This window comes from Kitasatospora sp. MAP12-44 (assembly GCF_029892095.1).
Taxonomy (GTDB): domain Bacteria; phylum Actinomycetota; class Actinomycetes; order Streptomycetales; family Streptomycetaceae; genus Kitasatospora.
In genome coordinates, this window is the sequence record NZ_JARZAE010000004.1 from 4,958,623 (window position 1) to 4,972,247 (window position 13,625).

16 protein-coding genes are annotated in these 13,625 nt (G+C 69.7%); 11 read left to right on the plus strand and 5 right to left on the minus strand.

The features are described from left to right. Positions 1-48: 48 nt before the first annotated feature. On the minus strand, positions 49-1,362 hold the full coding sequence (locus tag P3T34_RS23210) for a DUF2092 domain-containing protein (protein ID WP_280667965.1): 1,314 nt from the start codon (positions 1,360-1,362) through the stop codon (positions 49-51). Positions 1,363-1,592: 230 nt separating this feature from the next. Between P3T34_RS23210 and P3T34_RS23215 the strand changes: the two genes are divergently transcribed. Next, positions 1,593-4,130 (plus strand): bifunctional FO biosynthesis protein CofGH, encoded by a 2,538-nt coding sequence (locus P3T34_RS23215; protein ID WP_348534757.1) that lies wholly within the window; start codon positions 1,593-1,595, stop codon positions 4,128-4,130. Positions 4,131-4,370: 240 nt separating this feature from the next. Then, positions 4,371-5,078, plus strand: a complete 708-nt coding sequence (locus tag P3T34_RS23220; RefSeq protein ID WP_280667967.1) for a hypothetical protein — start codon at positions 4,371-4,373, stop codon at positions 5,076-5,078. A gap of 38 nt (positions 5,079-5,116) precedes the next feature. Here the strand turns inward: P3T34_RS23220 and P3T34_RS23225 are convergent, their stop codons facing one another. Next, entirely contained in the window at positions 5,117-5,542 is a 426-nt protein-coding gene (locus P3T34_RS23225; protein ID WP_280667968.1) for an ATP-binding protein, read from the minus strand. A gap of 370 nt (positions 5,543-5,912) precedes the next feature. Between P3T34_RS23225 and P3T34_RS23230 the strand changes: the two genes are divergently transcribed. From P3T34_RS23230 to P3T34_RS23270, 9 genes are all read left to right on the plus strand, one after another. Beyond that, positions 5,913-6,761, plus strand: coding sequence for a helix-turn-helix transcriptional regulator (locus P3T34_RS23230; protein WP_280672318.1), 849 nt, complete (start codon positions 5,913-5,915; stop codon positions 6,759-6,761). Then, positions 6,758-6,979 carry a DUF397 domain-containing protein gene (locus P3T34_RS23235; protein WP_280667969.1) on the plus strand — a complete coding sequence of 74 codons (222 nt, stop codon included), beginning with the start codon at positions 6,758-6,760 and terminating at the stop codon, positions 6,977-6,979. Before P3T34_RS23230 ends, P3T34_RS23235 begins: the two co-directional genes overlap by 4 nt. Before the next feature lie 168 nt (positions 6,980-7,147). Continuing rightward, the gene (locus P3T34_RS23240; RefSeq protein ID WP_280667970.1) at positions 7,148-7,354 is read left to right on the plus strand and encodes a DUF397 domain-containing protein; all 207 of its coding nucleotides are present in this window, start codon (positions 7,148-7,150) and stop codon (positions 7,352-7,354) included. 28 nt (positions 7,355-7,382) lie between these two features. Continuing rightward, entirely contained in the window at positions 7,383-7,604 is a 222-nt protein-coding gene (locus P3T34_RS23245; RefSeq protein ID WP_280667971.1) for a DUF397 domain-containing protein, read from the plus strand. Between the two features lie 144 nt (positions 7,605-7,748). Continuing rightward, positions 7,749-8,252, plus strand: coding sequence for a hypothetical protein (locus P3T34_RS23250; protein ID WP_280667972.1), 504 nt, complete (start codon positions 7,749-7,751; stop codon positions 8,250-8,252). A 55-nt stretch (positions 8,253-8,307) separates the two neighbouring features. Continuing rightward, a complete protein-coding gene (locus P3T34_RS23255) occupies positions 8,308-8,724 on the plus strand; it encodes a MerR family transcriptional regulator (RefSeq protein ID WP_280667973.1) in 417 nt (138 codons plus the stop codon). Beyond that, positions 8,721-9,053, plus strand: a complete 333-nt coding sequence (trxA, locus tag P3T34_RS23260; protein ID WP_280667974.1) for a thioredoxin — start codon at positions 8,721-8,723, stop codon at positions 9,051-9,053. The genes P3T34_RS23255 and trxA overlap by 4 nt, the downstream gene beginning before the upstream one ends. Before the next feature lie 179 nt (positions 9,054-9,232). Then, positions 9,233-9,592, plus strand: a complete 360-nt coding sequence (locus tag P3T34_RS23265) for a DUF805 domain-containing protein (protein WP_280667975.1) — start codon at positions 9,233-9,235, stop codon at positions 9,590-9,592. Positions 9,593-9,935: 343 nt separating this feature from the next. After that, complete coding sequence (locus tag P3T34_RS23270; protein WP_280667976.1) at positions 9,936-11,042, plus strand: ADP-ribosylglycohydrolase family protein; 1,107 nt, start codon at positions 9,936-9,938, stop codon at positions 11,040-11,042. A gap of 83 nt (positions 11,043-11,125) precedes the next feature. On the opposite strand, the gene P3T34_RS23275 is transcribed toward P3T34_RS23270, so the two are convergent. From P3T34_RS23275 to P3T34_RS23285, 3 genes are all read right to left on the minus strand, one after another. Continuing rightward, positions 11,126-11,338 (minus strand): DUF397 domain-containing protein, encoded by a 213-nt coding sequence (locus tag P3T34_RS23275; RefSeq protein WP_280667977.1) that lies wholly within the window; start codon positions 11,336-11,338, stop codon positions 11,126-11,128. Continuing rightward, on the minus strand, positions 11,335-12,192 hold the full coding sequence (locus P3T34_RS23280) for a helix-turn-helix transcriptional regulator (RefSeq protein ID WP_280667978.1): 858 nt from the start codon (positions 12,190-12,192) through the stop codon (positions 11,335-11,337). Before P3T34_RS23280 ends, P3T34_RS23275 begins: the two co-directional genes overlap by 4 nt. Before the next feature lie 485 nt (positions 12,193-12,677). Continuing rightward, on the minus strand, positions 12,678-13,439 hold the full coding sequence (locus tag P3T34_RS23285) for a GPP34 family phosphoprotein (RefSeq protein ID WP_280667979.1): 762 nt from the start codon (positions 13,437-13,439) through the stop codon (positions 12,678-12,680). Between the last annotated feature and the right edge of the window lie 186 nt (positions 13,440-13,625).

Below are 13,625 nucleotides of genomic sequence, written 5' to 3' on the forward strand. Positions count from 1 at the left end.
CGTCCGCGGCGGTCGCCGCGACCTCGATGAGTGGCGAGTGCGTCACTGCTACTTCACCCCGGCCGCGTTCTGCAGCACGGGCAGGGTCACCGCGCCGGCGTAGACCCGGCCGCTGTCGGTGATCAGCACGTTGACCACCTGGGTGCTGATCAGCGTCCCGCCGGCGACCGGCTTGCCGAGCGACTTGAGCAGCGCCGAGGAGCTGAGCCCGCCGGCCAGCCGGCCCTTCCTGCCCTGCGCGGTGCTCGACAGGGCGGCCGAGCCCTCGTCGGAGGGGAGCTGGAAGGAGACCACGGTCGTCCAGTCCGTGCCGATCAGCTTCGGCTCGCCCAGCGCGGACTTGCCCGGCGCGGTGTCCCGCGGAGTCTTGGCCTTCGCGTTCTTGTCCTGGCCCGGCGTCTGCTGGGTGACCGTGGCGCCCTTGGGCGGTGTGAAGTCGAAGGTCTTGGCCGAGGGCGCGCCGAACGAGACGTCACTGAAGTGCATGTCGAGGATGGTGTTGCCGCTCGCCCCGGTGGCCACCACGGCCAGCGGTGTGCCGGTCGCCGAGTCCACCGCGATCCGCACCTGGCTGATCGTGGAGCCCGACTGCTTCGGCTTGACGCTCAGCTCGTACGCGCTGCGCCCGGCCACGGTGGCGGTGCCGTCCATCACCACCGTCGAGCTGTCGGCGCTCTGCGCGAGGAACTGCCGGGCGGCCTCCTGCGGGGTGGTCGGCACACCGGTGAGCGGCGCGCCGGTGTGCGGGGCGCCGGTGCGCGGGGCGGTCGACGGACGGTGCGCGGCCCCGGCGGCGTTCTGCGGCGCCGTCAGGTGCAGTGCCTGGTTGCTCTCGCTGTCATAGGCCCAGAGCTGGTTGCCGTTGTGGATCACGTCGTACTCGGCCAGGCTCTCGACCAGGGCGACGCGCTGCTTGTCCGGCCCGTCCACGGCCACCCGCAGAGTGTGCGAGCCGGCGAGCAGGGCGCTCAGTTTGGCCTCGGGGTCGGCCGCCGCGCTGTTCCGCTGCTGGGCCTGGCCACTGCCGCCGGCCGCACCCGCCGTACCGGCCACCTCCGCGGCGGCGCCGCCGCCGTGGCCCACCATGTCGAGCACCTGGGCGGGGATGCCGAGATCGGTCGAGACCTGGACAGTGCCGCTCAGCTGCTGGGTGTTGGAGCCGAGTGCCTTGGCGATCAGCTGCTCCGCCGTCAGCTGGGGCAGGGTCGGGGATCCGTCGCTGGCCAGCGCCGGCACCAGGTTCACCCCCGCCACCGCGACGGCGGCGACGGCCACCGGAACCAGCAGCCGCATCGCCGCCCGGCGCCGCGACCGGTAGACCTCGCCGCCCTGCTCACCCTCGAAGCCCGCGTACTCCGTCATCGTGTCAGCCCCTCCGTTGCGATCCCGATCGTCCTGCACCCATTAGAGTCCCTTCGGCCGGGCGGGGCATCGCCCTGGAGAGGCAAATGCGTGTACGCCCAGGGGCGCAGGTGACCCTGATCCCACCTCAGGGTTATCGGGCGTGGCGGGTACTCCTGCTGGCGTAGGGTCACGTCATGGATGCCGAGCGCCGACCGGGGCCGACCGCTGATGCACCGACCGCCAACGCCATGCGCAGGGTGCTGCGAAGGGCCCGCGACGGGGTGGCTCTGGACGTCGGTGAGGCGGCCGTGCTGCTCCAGGCCCGCGGCGAGGACCTGCGCGATCTGTGCGCGAGCGCCGCCCGGGTGCGCGACGCGGGGTTGGCCCAGGCCGGTCGCCCCGGGGTGATCACGTACTCGAAGAAGGTCTTCATCCCGCTCACCCGGCTCTGCCGGGACCGCTGCCACTACTGCACCTTCGTGACCGTGCCCGGCAAGCTTCGCAAGGACGGCCACGGGCTCTACCTGTCACCCGACGAGGTGCTGGAGATCGCCCGTCAGGGTGCCGCGCTGGGCTGCAAGGAGGCGCTCTTCACGCTCGGTGATCGCCCCGAGGACCGCTGGCCCGAGGCCCGCGAGTGGCTGGACGCGCACGGCTATGACGACACCCTCGCGTACGTCCGCGCGATGTCGATCCGGGTGCTGGAGGAGACCGGTCTGCTGCCGCACCTCAACCCCGGGGTGCTGAGCTGGACCGACTTCCAGCGTCTGAAGCCGGTCTCCCCCTCGATGGGGATGATGCTGGAGACCACCGCCACCCGCCTCTGGTCGGAGCCCGGCGGCCCGCACCACGGCTCGCCGGACAAGGAGCCGGCCGTCCGGCTGCGGGTGCTGGAGGACGCCGGGCGCAGCGCCGTCCCGTTCACCACCGGCATCCTGATCGGCATCGGCGAGACGTACGAGGAGCGGGCCGACTCGCTCTTCGCGATCCGCCGGATCGCGCGGCAGTACCACGGCATCCAGGAAGTCATCGTGCAGAACTTCCGGGCCAAGCCGGACACCGCGATGCGCGCCATGCCGGACGCCGAGTTGGAGGAGCTGGCCGCCGCCGTCGCGGTGGCCCGGGTGGTGCTCGGCCCGTCCGCGCGGGTCCAGGCGCCGCCGAACCTGCTGGACGGTGAATACCAGCTGATCATCGACGCCGGCATCGACGACTGGGGCGGCGTCTCGCCCCTGACACCCGACCACGTCAACCCCGAGCGCCCCTGGCCGCAGATCGACGACCTGACCGCCCGCACCGCGGCCGCCGGCTTCGAGCTGCGCGAGCGCCTGACGGTCTACCCCGAGTACCTGCTGCGCGGCGAACCCTGGCTCGACCCGCGGATCATGCCGCACGTCGACGCGCTGGCCGACCCGGTGACCAAGCTGGCCCGCCCTGACGCGCTGCCCGTCGGCCGGCCCTGGCAGGAGCCCGAGGAGCTGCCCGCCGCCTCCGGCCGCACCGACCTGCACCGCACGATCGACACCGAGGGCCGTACCGGCGACCGCCGGGCCGACTTCGAGGACGTCTACGGCGACTGGGAGGCCCTGCGTGAGCAGGTCGGCGCGATGGCCCCCGAGCGGCTGTCCGGCGACGTCCGCGAGGCGCTGGCGGTGGCCGCCGACGACCCGCTGAAGCTGACGGACGACCAGGCGCTCGCCCTCTTCCACGCCGATGGACCGGCCCTGGACGCGCTCTGCGCGATCGCCGACGCGGTGCGCCGCGACGCGGTCGGCGACACCGTCACCTACTGCGTCACCCGGAACATCAACTTCACCAACGTCTGCTACACCGGCTGCCGCTTCTGCGCCTTCGCCCAGCGCCGCACCGACGCCGACGCCTACACCCTCTCGCTCTCCCAGGTCGCCGACCGGGCCGCGCAGGCCTGGGACGTCGGCGCCACCGAGGTCTGCATGCAGGGCGGCATCCACCCGGACCTGCCCGGCACCGCCTACTTCGACATCGCCAAGGCGGTCAAGGAGCGCGTCCCCGGCATGCACGTGCACGCCTTCTCGCCGATGGAGGTGGTCAACGGGGCCACCAGGACCGGGCTTTCGATCCGCGACTGGCTGGCGGCGGCGAAGGAGGCCGGCCTGGACACCATCCCCGGCACGGCGGCCGAGATCCTCGACGACGACGTCCGCTGGGTGCTCACCAAGGGCAAGCTGCCGTCCGCCACCTGGATCGAAGTGGTCACCGCAGCGCACGAGTTGGGCATCCGGTCGTCCTCCACCATGATGTACGGGCACGTGGACACCCCGGCGCACTGGCTCGGACACCTGCGCCTGCTCGCCGAGATCCAGCAACGGACCGGCGGGTTCACGGAGTTCGTCACCCTGCCGTTCATCCACACCAATGCCCCGGTCTACCTGGCCGGCATCGCCCGCCCGGGCCCCACGCACCGCGACAACCGCGCGGTGATCGCGATGGCCCGGCTGCTGCTGCACACCCGCATCCCCAACATCCAGACCAGCTGGGTGAAGTTGGGAGCGCAGGGCGCGGCGGAGATGCTCCGCTCCGGCGCCAACGACCTGGGCGGCACGCTGATGGAGGAGACCATCTCCCGGATGGCCGGTTCGGCGTACGGGAGCTACCAGTCCATCCGCGACCTGGAGGCCATCGCCGAGTCCGCCGGCCGCCCCTCGCGTCAACGCACCACCACGTACGGCGAGGTCCCGGCCGAGCGCCGCGCGGCGGCGCTGGCCTCCGACGGCCACCTGCCCGAGCTGCTGCCGGTGCTCGACTAGTGGAGATAGTGGAGACCTCGTCTGGATGAACTTCGACTGGTGGAACAGTCGATCAACGGTCCTGACCAGCCACTAAACTCTTCGCTCGGCGGTACCGCGCAGCAGTTGCGGTAGCAGTCCCCGGTGTGCGCGCTGCGCGCTCGCCGGGGAGCCGGGGGAGCCAGTGGCGGACCGTGAAGCACGGCGCAGCTCTGTCCCCCCGCGCCTGAAATGGTTTTCTTCATGGGGGATTTGAGTTTCATGCGCACCAACACGTACACCAACACGCTTACCAGCACGCTTCTGCGCGTCGCCGTGCCCACCGCGGCGCTGGCGCTGCTGCTCACCGGCTGCGGCCCGGACGACACCTCGGTCACCGGCAACGGCACTGCCGCACCGTCCGCGGCGGCCTCGTCCGGCAAGTCGTTCCACTCCGCCGCGCCCGCGCCGTCCGACGCACCGTCCGCGCCCGCCACCGCCCCGACCGACCCGAACAGCGCGGCTCCGGGCGGTGACCTCCCGGGCGCGCTGGCCGCCGGCGCGCAGGCCAAGGGCGTCTTCAACGACAGTACGGCGGGCGACATCTCGCTCTCCATCGGCCCGGTGAAGGTGGTCAAGGGCGACATCGCCGACCTGGCCAGCTTCGACCTCAAGCCTGACCAGACTGCGGGCAAGACCCCGTACTACGTCACGGTCAGCTACACCCACGAGGGAGGCAACGGCATCTTCGAGCCGTACTTCAACCTCCAGCTGCGCGCGATGGTCGACGCCCAGACCCAGGCCTCCAAGATCGACCTGATCGGCGCCTTCTCGAAGTGCGCCAGCGATGTCCCGCAGGGCGGCGCCAACTTCGTCAAGGGCCAGACCGAGCACGAGTGCGCGGTCTACCTGGCCCCGACGGCCACGCCGGTCAAGTACGTGCTGTGGATGAACAAGGACAACACCCCGCTGACCTGGAAGGCCAACTGACGTAGCGCCCCTGAGGGCAGCCCTGCCCTCAGGGGCGCTCAGTTCTGCCGCCCGGGCGCGACCACACTCCACACCCGCTTCCCGATCCCCTTCCGAGGTCCGAAGCCCCAGGAGAGCGAGAGCTGTTGCACGAGCAACAGCCCCCGCCCGGACTCCGCCAGCCCTTCGCAGGCCAGCTGCGGAGCATCCGTGCACGCGTCCTCGACGGCGATCCAGAGCTCGGAGCTGTTGACGCGCAGCCCGATCCAGATCAGCCGGTCAGCTCTGGTGCCGTGCACCAGCGCGTTGGTGACCAGCTCGGAGAGCACCAACTCCCCGTCATCGAGAAACCGTTGACCACCTTCGACGCGGTCCAGCAGCTCCCGCAACAGCCGCCGGGCCAACCCCGGCGCACGCCGACTGTTGGGCAGCCAGCAGTGCTGTTCGCCGGTTGGTGCAGGAGTGAGGTTCAGGGTCTCGGACATGCGAACGCCCCCTGTGGGAACGGGATCACCGGTAAGGGAATGGGTGCGGGTGCGTTAGTGAGGCACGCACGCACCTGAGTGACTGACCGTCAGAGGCTCCAGGGGATTTCGGAACTCGATGGTCCAGTCGCGGCCTGTCAGATGTGGTTGGGCACCAGGATTCGCGGGAAGCGCGCCACTCTCTGCTTGCTTCCCGTCACGCTCAGCATGACCCCTCCGCTCCTCTTCGTGCAAGCGCGTCAGCAAAATGTGAAAACATTCAATTCGAACCTGAATTCGGCTACCCAGAAGTCGGGTTGACAGTGGCGAAGGGCCGGTCCGCCGGGCAGACTGGTCCCGTGACAGGTCGGGAGGGATGTAAGGCGTGGCCATGAACGACGTGCCTACGGTGCGACACCGGCGCATCGCAGCCGAGCTACGCCGGTTGCGTGAGGAGAAGGATCTTTCCGCGGAGGAGGTCATCAGTCGACTTCCCGGCATGAACCTTCCGAAGCTGAGCCGCTACGAGAACGCCCGCGTCGCCAATCCCAAGGCGGAGGTGGTCGAGGCACTGCTCGACCTCTATGGCTGCGACGGTGATCTCAAGACCACCCTGCTGGAGATCGCCAGGGAGAAGGGCCGACGCGGCTGGTGGCAGGGCTACCGCGATGCGCTCAACCCGCTCTACACCGACCTGATCACCCTGGAGGCAAGCGCCGTCGGCATCAAGTCGTATGAGGCATCGTTCATCCCGGGACTGTTCCAGACGCGGGCGTACGCGCAGGCGATCTTCTCCAAGCTGAGTCCCAACCTGGCAGGCATTCCGGCCATGGTTGACGTCCGAATCGCAAGGCAGGCCGTCCTGACCCGGACGGAGAACCCGCTTGCGATGTGGTCGGTCATCCATGAGTCGGCGCTCTCGACCAACGTGGGCCATGGGGTGATGGTCGACCAGCTCGACAGGCTCATCAGCCTGAGCAGCAGCCCGAATATCAACGTCCAGATCATGGACTCCTCGGCACCTCCGCACCCGGGCATGAACGGCGCTTTCACGCTTCTGGAGTTTCCAACGCGTGCCCTTGATGTCGTCCTGACGCCAAGTCATGTGGCCAGCGAGTGGGTGGAGGACCCTGGCCGCGTGGAGGTCTACCGAGTGGGCTTCAACGAGATCATTGCGACAGCTCTGAACCTCGATGACTCGCTCGGTCTCATCATCGAGAAGAGAGACAAGATCAAGTGAGCTACTTCCCCAACGCCGCTTCCCTGCCGGTGATCTGGCAGAAGTCGAGTCGGAGTAACGAGCAGGACAACTGCGTCGAGTGCGCCCCCCTGTCCGGTGACATCGCCGTCCGCGACAGCAAGGACCCCGCCGGCCCCGCGCTCCGCTTCTCCCGCGCGGCCTGGGGCGCGTTCGCCGCCGCAGCCGGCGCTGACCGGCTCTCGGTCGTCCACGACTGACCCTTCAGGGCTTCATCAACCTTCTAGCCGTGGAAGAGGAGTTGAACTTATACTCCTATGCGCTTGACACCTTGAGATCGACTGCGTGGACGCCGGAACAGACCCTGAACTTCCTGGAGGACGCGTTCCGGCGGCTCCCGCAGGACTAAGCCAGGGAGAAAGACCGCTGTGAGCTCGCCCGACATCGTGTCATCGTTCAGGAAGTCCTCGTACTCCCAGCAGGGTGGCGAGTGCGTGGAGACTGCTCGGACGGTCGCCAACGGCCAGGCGGTACGCGACTCCAAGGACCTGCACGGGCCGGTGCTCTCTTTTCCCGCTGACGCCTGGTGTGCCTTCGTCGCCGCGATCAAGGTGGGCGATCTGCCGTCTGTTTGAGCCTCGCCGAGTAGAGAGACGAGATCAAATGAGTCACTTCCCTGTCGCTGCCGCCCTTCCTGTGGTCTGGCAGAAGTCGAGTCGAAGCAACCCCAATGACAACTGCGTCGAGTGTGCCCCGCTGTCCGGTGACATCGCCGTCCGCGACAGCAAGGACCCCGCCGGCCCCGCGCTCCGCTTCTCCCGCGCGGCCTGGGGCGCGTTCGCCGCCGCAGCCGGCGCTGACCGGCTCTCGGCCGTCCACAACTAGCCCGCCCCGACCCGCCCCACCGCTGTGGCCTCGGCGTGCCGGGGCCACAGTCGTGCTTCCCGAAGGCGGCGCTCGGCCATCCGCCGGTGTGCTGGAATGAGAGGCCCTGCTCCGAACCTCGAACCTCTCACCCCGGAGGACCAGTTGAGCGATGGTGATGACAGCGCAGCCGACCTGCCGCGCCTCCGGCTGGAGCTCTACATCGAGGCCCTTGCGGCTCGGATGCCGCAGGCCCAGTTCAAGCTGCTGATGGACGTCCTGCGCATGTGGTCCGAGGCCGGCGGCGGCACGGTGCGGCTGCGGATGGACGATGAGGAGAGAGAGCTCTTCACCTCCGAGGTGCGTGCGGAGTTGCTCGCCGTGATGGGCCTGATCGGCGCGATGCAGCCTGGTCGCGAGGACCGGTCCGAGCATGTCGTCGCCGACCTGGGCGATGGCGCGCATGTCAGCGGCGCGATGTCGCTGGTGCCACCCGAGGTTGCCGCAGACCCGGAGCGCCTGCGGGCGATGCGGGACAAACTCGATGTCGCCCAAGGGCAGCGTGCTCGCGATCGGCGGGAGGTCGAAGCGATCGCCGAGGCGAGCGGTATGGCTCAGGCGCAGGGAGCGGCGGATCCGCCGGAGGACGGCACCCCGGACTGGCGTTGACGTCAGGGGCAAGGTCTACCGTCGGTGGGACAGCGACGGGTAGGAGGCGGGGCCGATGCGGATCGGGGAGTTGGCCGAGCGGGCCGGGACGACGACGCGCACCTTGCGCTACTACGAGGCGCGCGGGCTGCTGACCGCGCGGCGGGCCGGGAACGGGTACCGGGCGTACGGCGAGGCGGACCTCCACCTCGTGCGGCAGATCCGGTTGCTCCAGGACTTCGGCTTCGAGCTGGAGGACACCCGCCCGTTCGTGGAGTGCCTCCAGGCAGGCCATCCCGCCGGGGACTCATGCCCGGCCTCGTTGGAGGTCTACCGCCGCAAGCTGGCCGAGCTGGACGACTGCCTGGCCCGGCTCGGCGTGGTGCGCGAGCAGGTCGCGGCGCAGCTGGCCCGCGCCGAGTTGGGCGCCGAACGCGCCGACCCGCGCTGTGAGTTGTCCTCTCACCAGACGTCGAAGGAGCTACCCGCATGACGACGACCGCACAGCTCACAGAGGTGACCGACGAGACCTTCGCGGCCGAGGTACTGGAGTCGGCCCTCCCCGTCCTGGTGGACTTCACCGCCTCCTGGTGCCCCCCGTGCCGCATGATCGCCCCGGTGCTGGCCCAGGTGGCGGTGGAGGAGGCGGACCGGCTCAAGGTGGTCAGCCTGGACGTGGACAGCAACCCGCAGACCCCGGCGGCGTACGGCGTGCTGTCGATGCCGACCCTGATGGTCTTCCGGGCCGGTCAGCCGGTGAAGTCGATGGTCGGCGCCCGGGCCAAGGCCAAGCTGCTGCGGGAGCTGGCCGAGGTGCTGTGACCGAGGCGAGCCCCGGGGCTCCGTCCTGGAACTCCGCCCTAGCTACCCCAAACCCGTCAAATCCCCCCCGGCAATAATCACGGTCGCGCATCAAGTCGAACCTATTCACTTGACCGCTCTTTGGCCAGGCCGTACGTTCTCAACGCTCAGCAGAACGGAAAAAGGGGAACGGGGCAGTCGTGGACTGGTATCTGGCAGTACTCAAGAACTACGCGGGTTTCAGCGGTCGGGCGCGCCGCAAGGAATACTGGATGTTCACGCTTTTCAACACCATCGCCATGGTCGTCGCGGAAATCATCGACGCGGTCCTCGGCACGACTGGCATCATCACCGGGATCTACGTGCTCGCGGTCCTGCTCCCGATGCTCGCGGTGGCCGTCCGCCGCCTGCACGACACGGGGCGTTCCGGCTGGTGGCTGCTCATCGGCGCGATCCCGTTCATCGGCGGGATCATCCTCCTCGTCTTCACGGTCTCCGACGGTCAGCCGAGCGATAACCAGTACGGTCCCAACCCCAAGTTGAACGCCGCGCAGGGCTGATTTCGATATCGGCTTGACGCCAACCCATGGGTTGATCTGAGATAAACGGTCGGCCGCAGTCCCCAGGGACTGCGGCCGACCGTTTATCTGTATGCGGAAACAAAGGGAACTTGAATTTCCAGTTCCGCGCCGGTGTCGATCAGTTGGCCAACAGCCGGCTGCGCAGGTCGCGCGGATCGAGGCGATGGTCAGACTCGGTGGCAGTGGCAGTGGCAGTGGCCGATGTTCCGGGGATCCCGCCATCTCGTCACGGCCGTCGAATACAGTGCGGGGGCGCTCGAACGGCTCCGCGCGTGCGCCTCCCACCGCCGCCTCCCACCGCCCAGCGAAAGGCTCACCAGAGATGCCCCTGTGGTCCCGTGCCCAGCAGCAGGACTACCGCAGCCGGGTGCGCGGCTGCCTGCTCGGCGGGGCGATCGGTGACGCGCTGGGCGCGGGCATCGAGTTCGACTCGATCGAGAAGATCCGGGCCGCGCACGGCCCGCAGGGCGTCACGGGCTACGTCCCCGCGTACGGGCTGCGCGGCGCGGTCACCGATGACACGCAGATGGTCCTGTTCACGGTGGACGGCCTGATCCGCGCCCACGTCCGGCGCGACACCGGCGCCTGGCACCCGCCCAGCGACGTCCACCGCGCCTACCTGCGCTGGGCGGCCACCCAGCACGACTGGGGGCCGGACGAACGCCGCCCGGACCTCGGCTGGCTGGGCCGCGAGGAGTGGCTCTACGCCCAGCGCGCGCCCGGCTCGGCGTGCCTGTCCGGCCTCTCGGGACCGGACGCCGAGCGTCTTGGCACCCTGGACGCTCCCAAGAACCCGCACTCCAAGGGCTGCGGCACCGTGATGCGCGCGGCGCCGTTCGGCCTGCTGCTCGGCTGGGAGCCCGGGCTGGTCTTCCAACTCGCACTGGAATGCTCGGTCCTGACGCATGGCCACCCCACCGGCTACCTCTCCGCCGGCTCGCTCGCGGTGATCGTGCACACCGTGCTGCGCGGCGGCACGCTGGAGGAGGGCGTCCAACTCGCCCTGGCGCAGCTCGCCGAGCGGACCGGGCACGAGGAGACCACGGCGGCGCTGCGCGGGGCACTGGACGCCGTCCGGTCGGGGCCGCCGTCCGTGGAGCGGGTGGCGGCGCTGGGGGAGGGCTGGGTGGCCGAGGAGGCGCTGGCGATCGGGGTGTACTGCGCGCTGGTGGCCGAGGACGTCCGGTCCGGGCTGCTGCTGGCGGTGAACCACTCGGGTGACAGCGACTCCACCGGGACGGTCTGCGGGAGCCTGCTGGGAGCGCTGCACGGGGAGACCGCGCTACCGGCCGAGTGGGTGGCCGAGTTGGAGGGTCGCGGGACGCTGCTGCAGCTCGCCGACGACCTGGTGCTCGAACTCGTCCACGGTCCGCAGCTGCACGGTCCGGACAGCTCCGGCGACGCCTGGCGCGAGCGCTACCCGCTCTGAAGCGCCTGCTCTGAACCACCCGCGCTGACGGCCGTGGTGGGGTGCACCCACCACGGCGGATCAGAGCGATCGGGACGGGCTGATCAGACGGTACCGAAGACCCCGGTGCCGGCGGCGGTCGCGAACGCGGCCCAGGCGTCGGGTGAGAAGCGCAACTGCGGACCCTCGGGGTCCTTGGAGTCGCGCACAGCCACCACGGCCGACTCCGGGACCGCGACCTCCACGCAGGCGCCGTTGCCGCCGCTGTGCGTGCTCTTGCGCCAAGCCGGGTTGACGGTCAGGGTCTTGATGCTCATTTCTGGTACGCCTCCGCATAGTCGGTGATCAATGACCGGGTCTCCGCGACGCTGAGCGCTGCGGCCCTCAAGTGGTCATAGAGTCCGGTATAGCGGCGCACGTCCACGTCCTTCTCCAAGTAGAGGTCGCTCGTCACCCCTTCGAAGTAGACGACTGTGGAATCGGCAGACTCCGGGAACTCCATCAGGGAGAATGTCCCGGTCATCCCCGGGTGTGCCCCGCGGACGAACGGGATCACCTGCAGGGTGATGTTCGGCTGCTCGCCCAACTCCAGCAGCCGGCGCATCTGGTCGCCCATCACCGCGCCGCCGCCGACCTCCCGGGCCAGCGCGGCTTCGTCTATGACGGCCCAGAAGTTCTCGATCCGGTCGTCGCCGGAGATCCGGTCCTGGCGCTTGAGCCGGACCTCCACCCGGCGGCGGATCGAGCCCGCGTCGGTGTCCGGCTGGGTGCCCATGACGACGGCCTCGGCGTACTCCCGGGTCTGCAACAGGCCGGGAATGAACGAGGATTCGTAACTCCGGATGGACGAGGCCTCTGCCTCAAGGCCGATGTAGACGCTGTACGGGATGTCCCCGAACTCGTGCCACCAGCCGCGCTGGCGCGACTCCTTGGCCATCTCCATCAGGCTGTTGCGCATCCGCGGCTCATCGACGTTGTACACGTCGCAGAGGTCGCGGACGTCGCGCGGGCTGATGCTGCGGCGGCCGTTCTCCAGTCGGCTGATCTTCGACTGCGAGACCATCAACCGCTGCGCCACCTCTTCGGCGGTCATTCCCTTTTGCTCGCGCAGACGGCGCAGCTCGGCGCCCAACCTCCTGCGGCGGACGGTGGGATTGATGCTGGCGGACACATCGACCTCCGGCGGGACTTCTGGTGTGCTGCTTCGGACTTCTTCGGTGTTCGTACCCAACCCCCTGGTTCTGAGCAGCATGCCACCTTGGATCACATCACCGCCGGGGAATCACGTCACCGCTGCGCGAGAGGCCCCTGTCGTGCTAAGGGCCCTCGATCGCGACGGCGGGTGCCGAACACGACGGCGGGTACCGAACACGACGGAGGGGCGGTCGCACCCGGCATGTGCCGCGTGCGACCGCCCCGAGAGGTCCGGAGGTCCGTCTTCGGTGACCGGAGTGAACCGGCGGTCCGGCGCCGCCCGGTGGGACGCGCGCCGGTGGCGCGCTCCCCCCTGGCGGAGCCCGGCAGCCCGGTGGCGTGGGCTGCCGAGCGGGTGCTCGGCGGGCCGTCGGTCCGGTGGGCCGTCAGTTCGACGGCCCGTCAGGACGGCTGTACGTCACGACGGCGGAGCGTCACGACGGCGCAGCGACAGGACGGACGTCAGCGGACGCCGACCCGGCCGAGCGGGCTGTGGGTTCCCGCCGGCCGGCCGCGGTCGACGGGCTCCGCGCCGTTCCTGGGGGCGGGCGCCCGACCGCTGGTGCCGGCCGCCACCGGTCCGCCACGGCCCTGCTGAGCCGGAAGGCCGTTCTGCACATCCATGACGGCGTGCGCGACCATCCCGCCGAGCGGGTCGTAGCGGATCAGGTCACGCAGCCGTGACCGCGAGGACCTGCCTTCGTTACCGGGATACAGATGCTTTCCGAGCCCCACCGCATGGGCCAGTGCGGCCAGTGCGGCCGTCCTGGGGTCCGGTGGGACGCCAGTGCGGATGGCTGTGTCGAGACGCTGCTTGATGGCAGCGTTCGTACAGTCGTCCGACGCCTGGTAGCGCGTCGTCGGCAGGACCCCGCATACCTGGCCCGGCACGGCCGCCACCATGCCGCACCGTTCCAGGTGCGCCAGGTAGGTCTGCCGGAGCCCCAGGCGGGGCCCGCCGATCCAGTGCGCGGCACGTACCGGGCTGCCGCGACGGCGCAGCAGCTCCAGGGCGTGGTCCAGGGTGGGGTCGCCGGTCGGTCGTGGCATCACCACGGCGATCCGGTCTCCGTCCGGGACTATCCGGCCGGCCAGGGACAGCTCGACGAGCTGTGCCCCGGCGAGTCCGAGGTCGAGGGTCTGCGGCTGCGCCGTGGTACCCGTGGTCGGGTCCAGTGCGAGCAACAAGAGTTCCTCGGGAATTGTTCTGCGGCTCTTGCCCATCCAAGCCTCCCCGCGTGGATGAATGACAGAGTGACGCCTCTCACACGGCCTTGTCGAGTACGCCTCCGAATCGTGACCTTGGGGCGGGAACTGATCGGAGACCCGCGCCGCACGGGGAACCGGTGGCCGACGGGTCCGCGTCGTTGCCGGGGATGGGCCGAGTGCCCGGAATAACCGCCGGTCGGA

What these genes read in the sequence shown, in the direction of transcription:
- P3T34_RS23215 (WP_348534757.1), top strand. Translation starts at nt 1,593, where the DNA reads ATGCGCAGGGTGCTGCGAAGGGCCCGCGACGGGGTGGCTCTGGACGTC.
- P3T34_RS23285 (WP_280667979.1), bottom strand. Translation starts at nt 13,439, where the DNA reads ATGGGCAAGAGCCGCAGAACAATTCCCGAGGAACTCTTGTTGCTCGCA.
- trxA (WP_280667974.1), top strand. Translation starts at nt 8,721, where the DNA reads ATGACGACGACCGCACAGCTCACAGAGGTGACCGACGAGACCTTCGCG.
- P3T34_RS23255 (WP_280667973.1), top strand. Translation starts at nt 8,308, where the DNA reads ATGCGGATCGGGGAGTTGGCCGAGCGGGCCGGGACGACGACGCGCACC.
- P3T34_RS23230 (WP_280672318.1), top strand. Translation starts at nt 5,913, where the DNA reads ATGAACGACGTGCCTACGGTGCGACACCGGCGCATCGCAGCCGAGCTA.
- P3T34_RS23225 (WP_280667968.1), bottom strand. Translation starts at nt 5,542, where the DNA reads ATGTCCGAGACCCTGAACCTCACTCCTGCACCAACCGGCGAACAGCAC.
- P3T34_RS23275 (WP_280667977.1), bottom strand. Translation starts at nt 11,338, where the DNA reads ATGAGCATCAAGACCCTGACCGTCAACCCGGCTTGGCGCAAGAGCACG.
- P3T34_RS23220 (WP_280667967.1), top strand. Translation starts at nt 4,371, where the DNA reads ATGCGCACCAACACGTACACCAACACGCTTACCAGCACGCTTCTGCGC.
- P3T34_RS23210 (WP_280667965.1), bottom strand. Translation starts at nt 1,362, where the DNA reads ATGACGGAGTACGCGGGCTTCGAGGGTGAGCAGGGCGGCGAGGTCTAC.
- P3T34_RS23245 (WP_280667971.1), top strand. Translation starts at nt 7,383, where the DNA reads ATGAGTCACTTCCCTGTCGCTGCCGCCCTTCCTGTGGTCTGGCAGAAG.
- P3T34_RS23270 (WP_280667976.1), top strand. Translation starts at nt 9,936, where the DNA reads ATGCCCCTGTGGTCCCGTGCCCAGCAGCAGGACTACCGCAGCCGGGTG.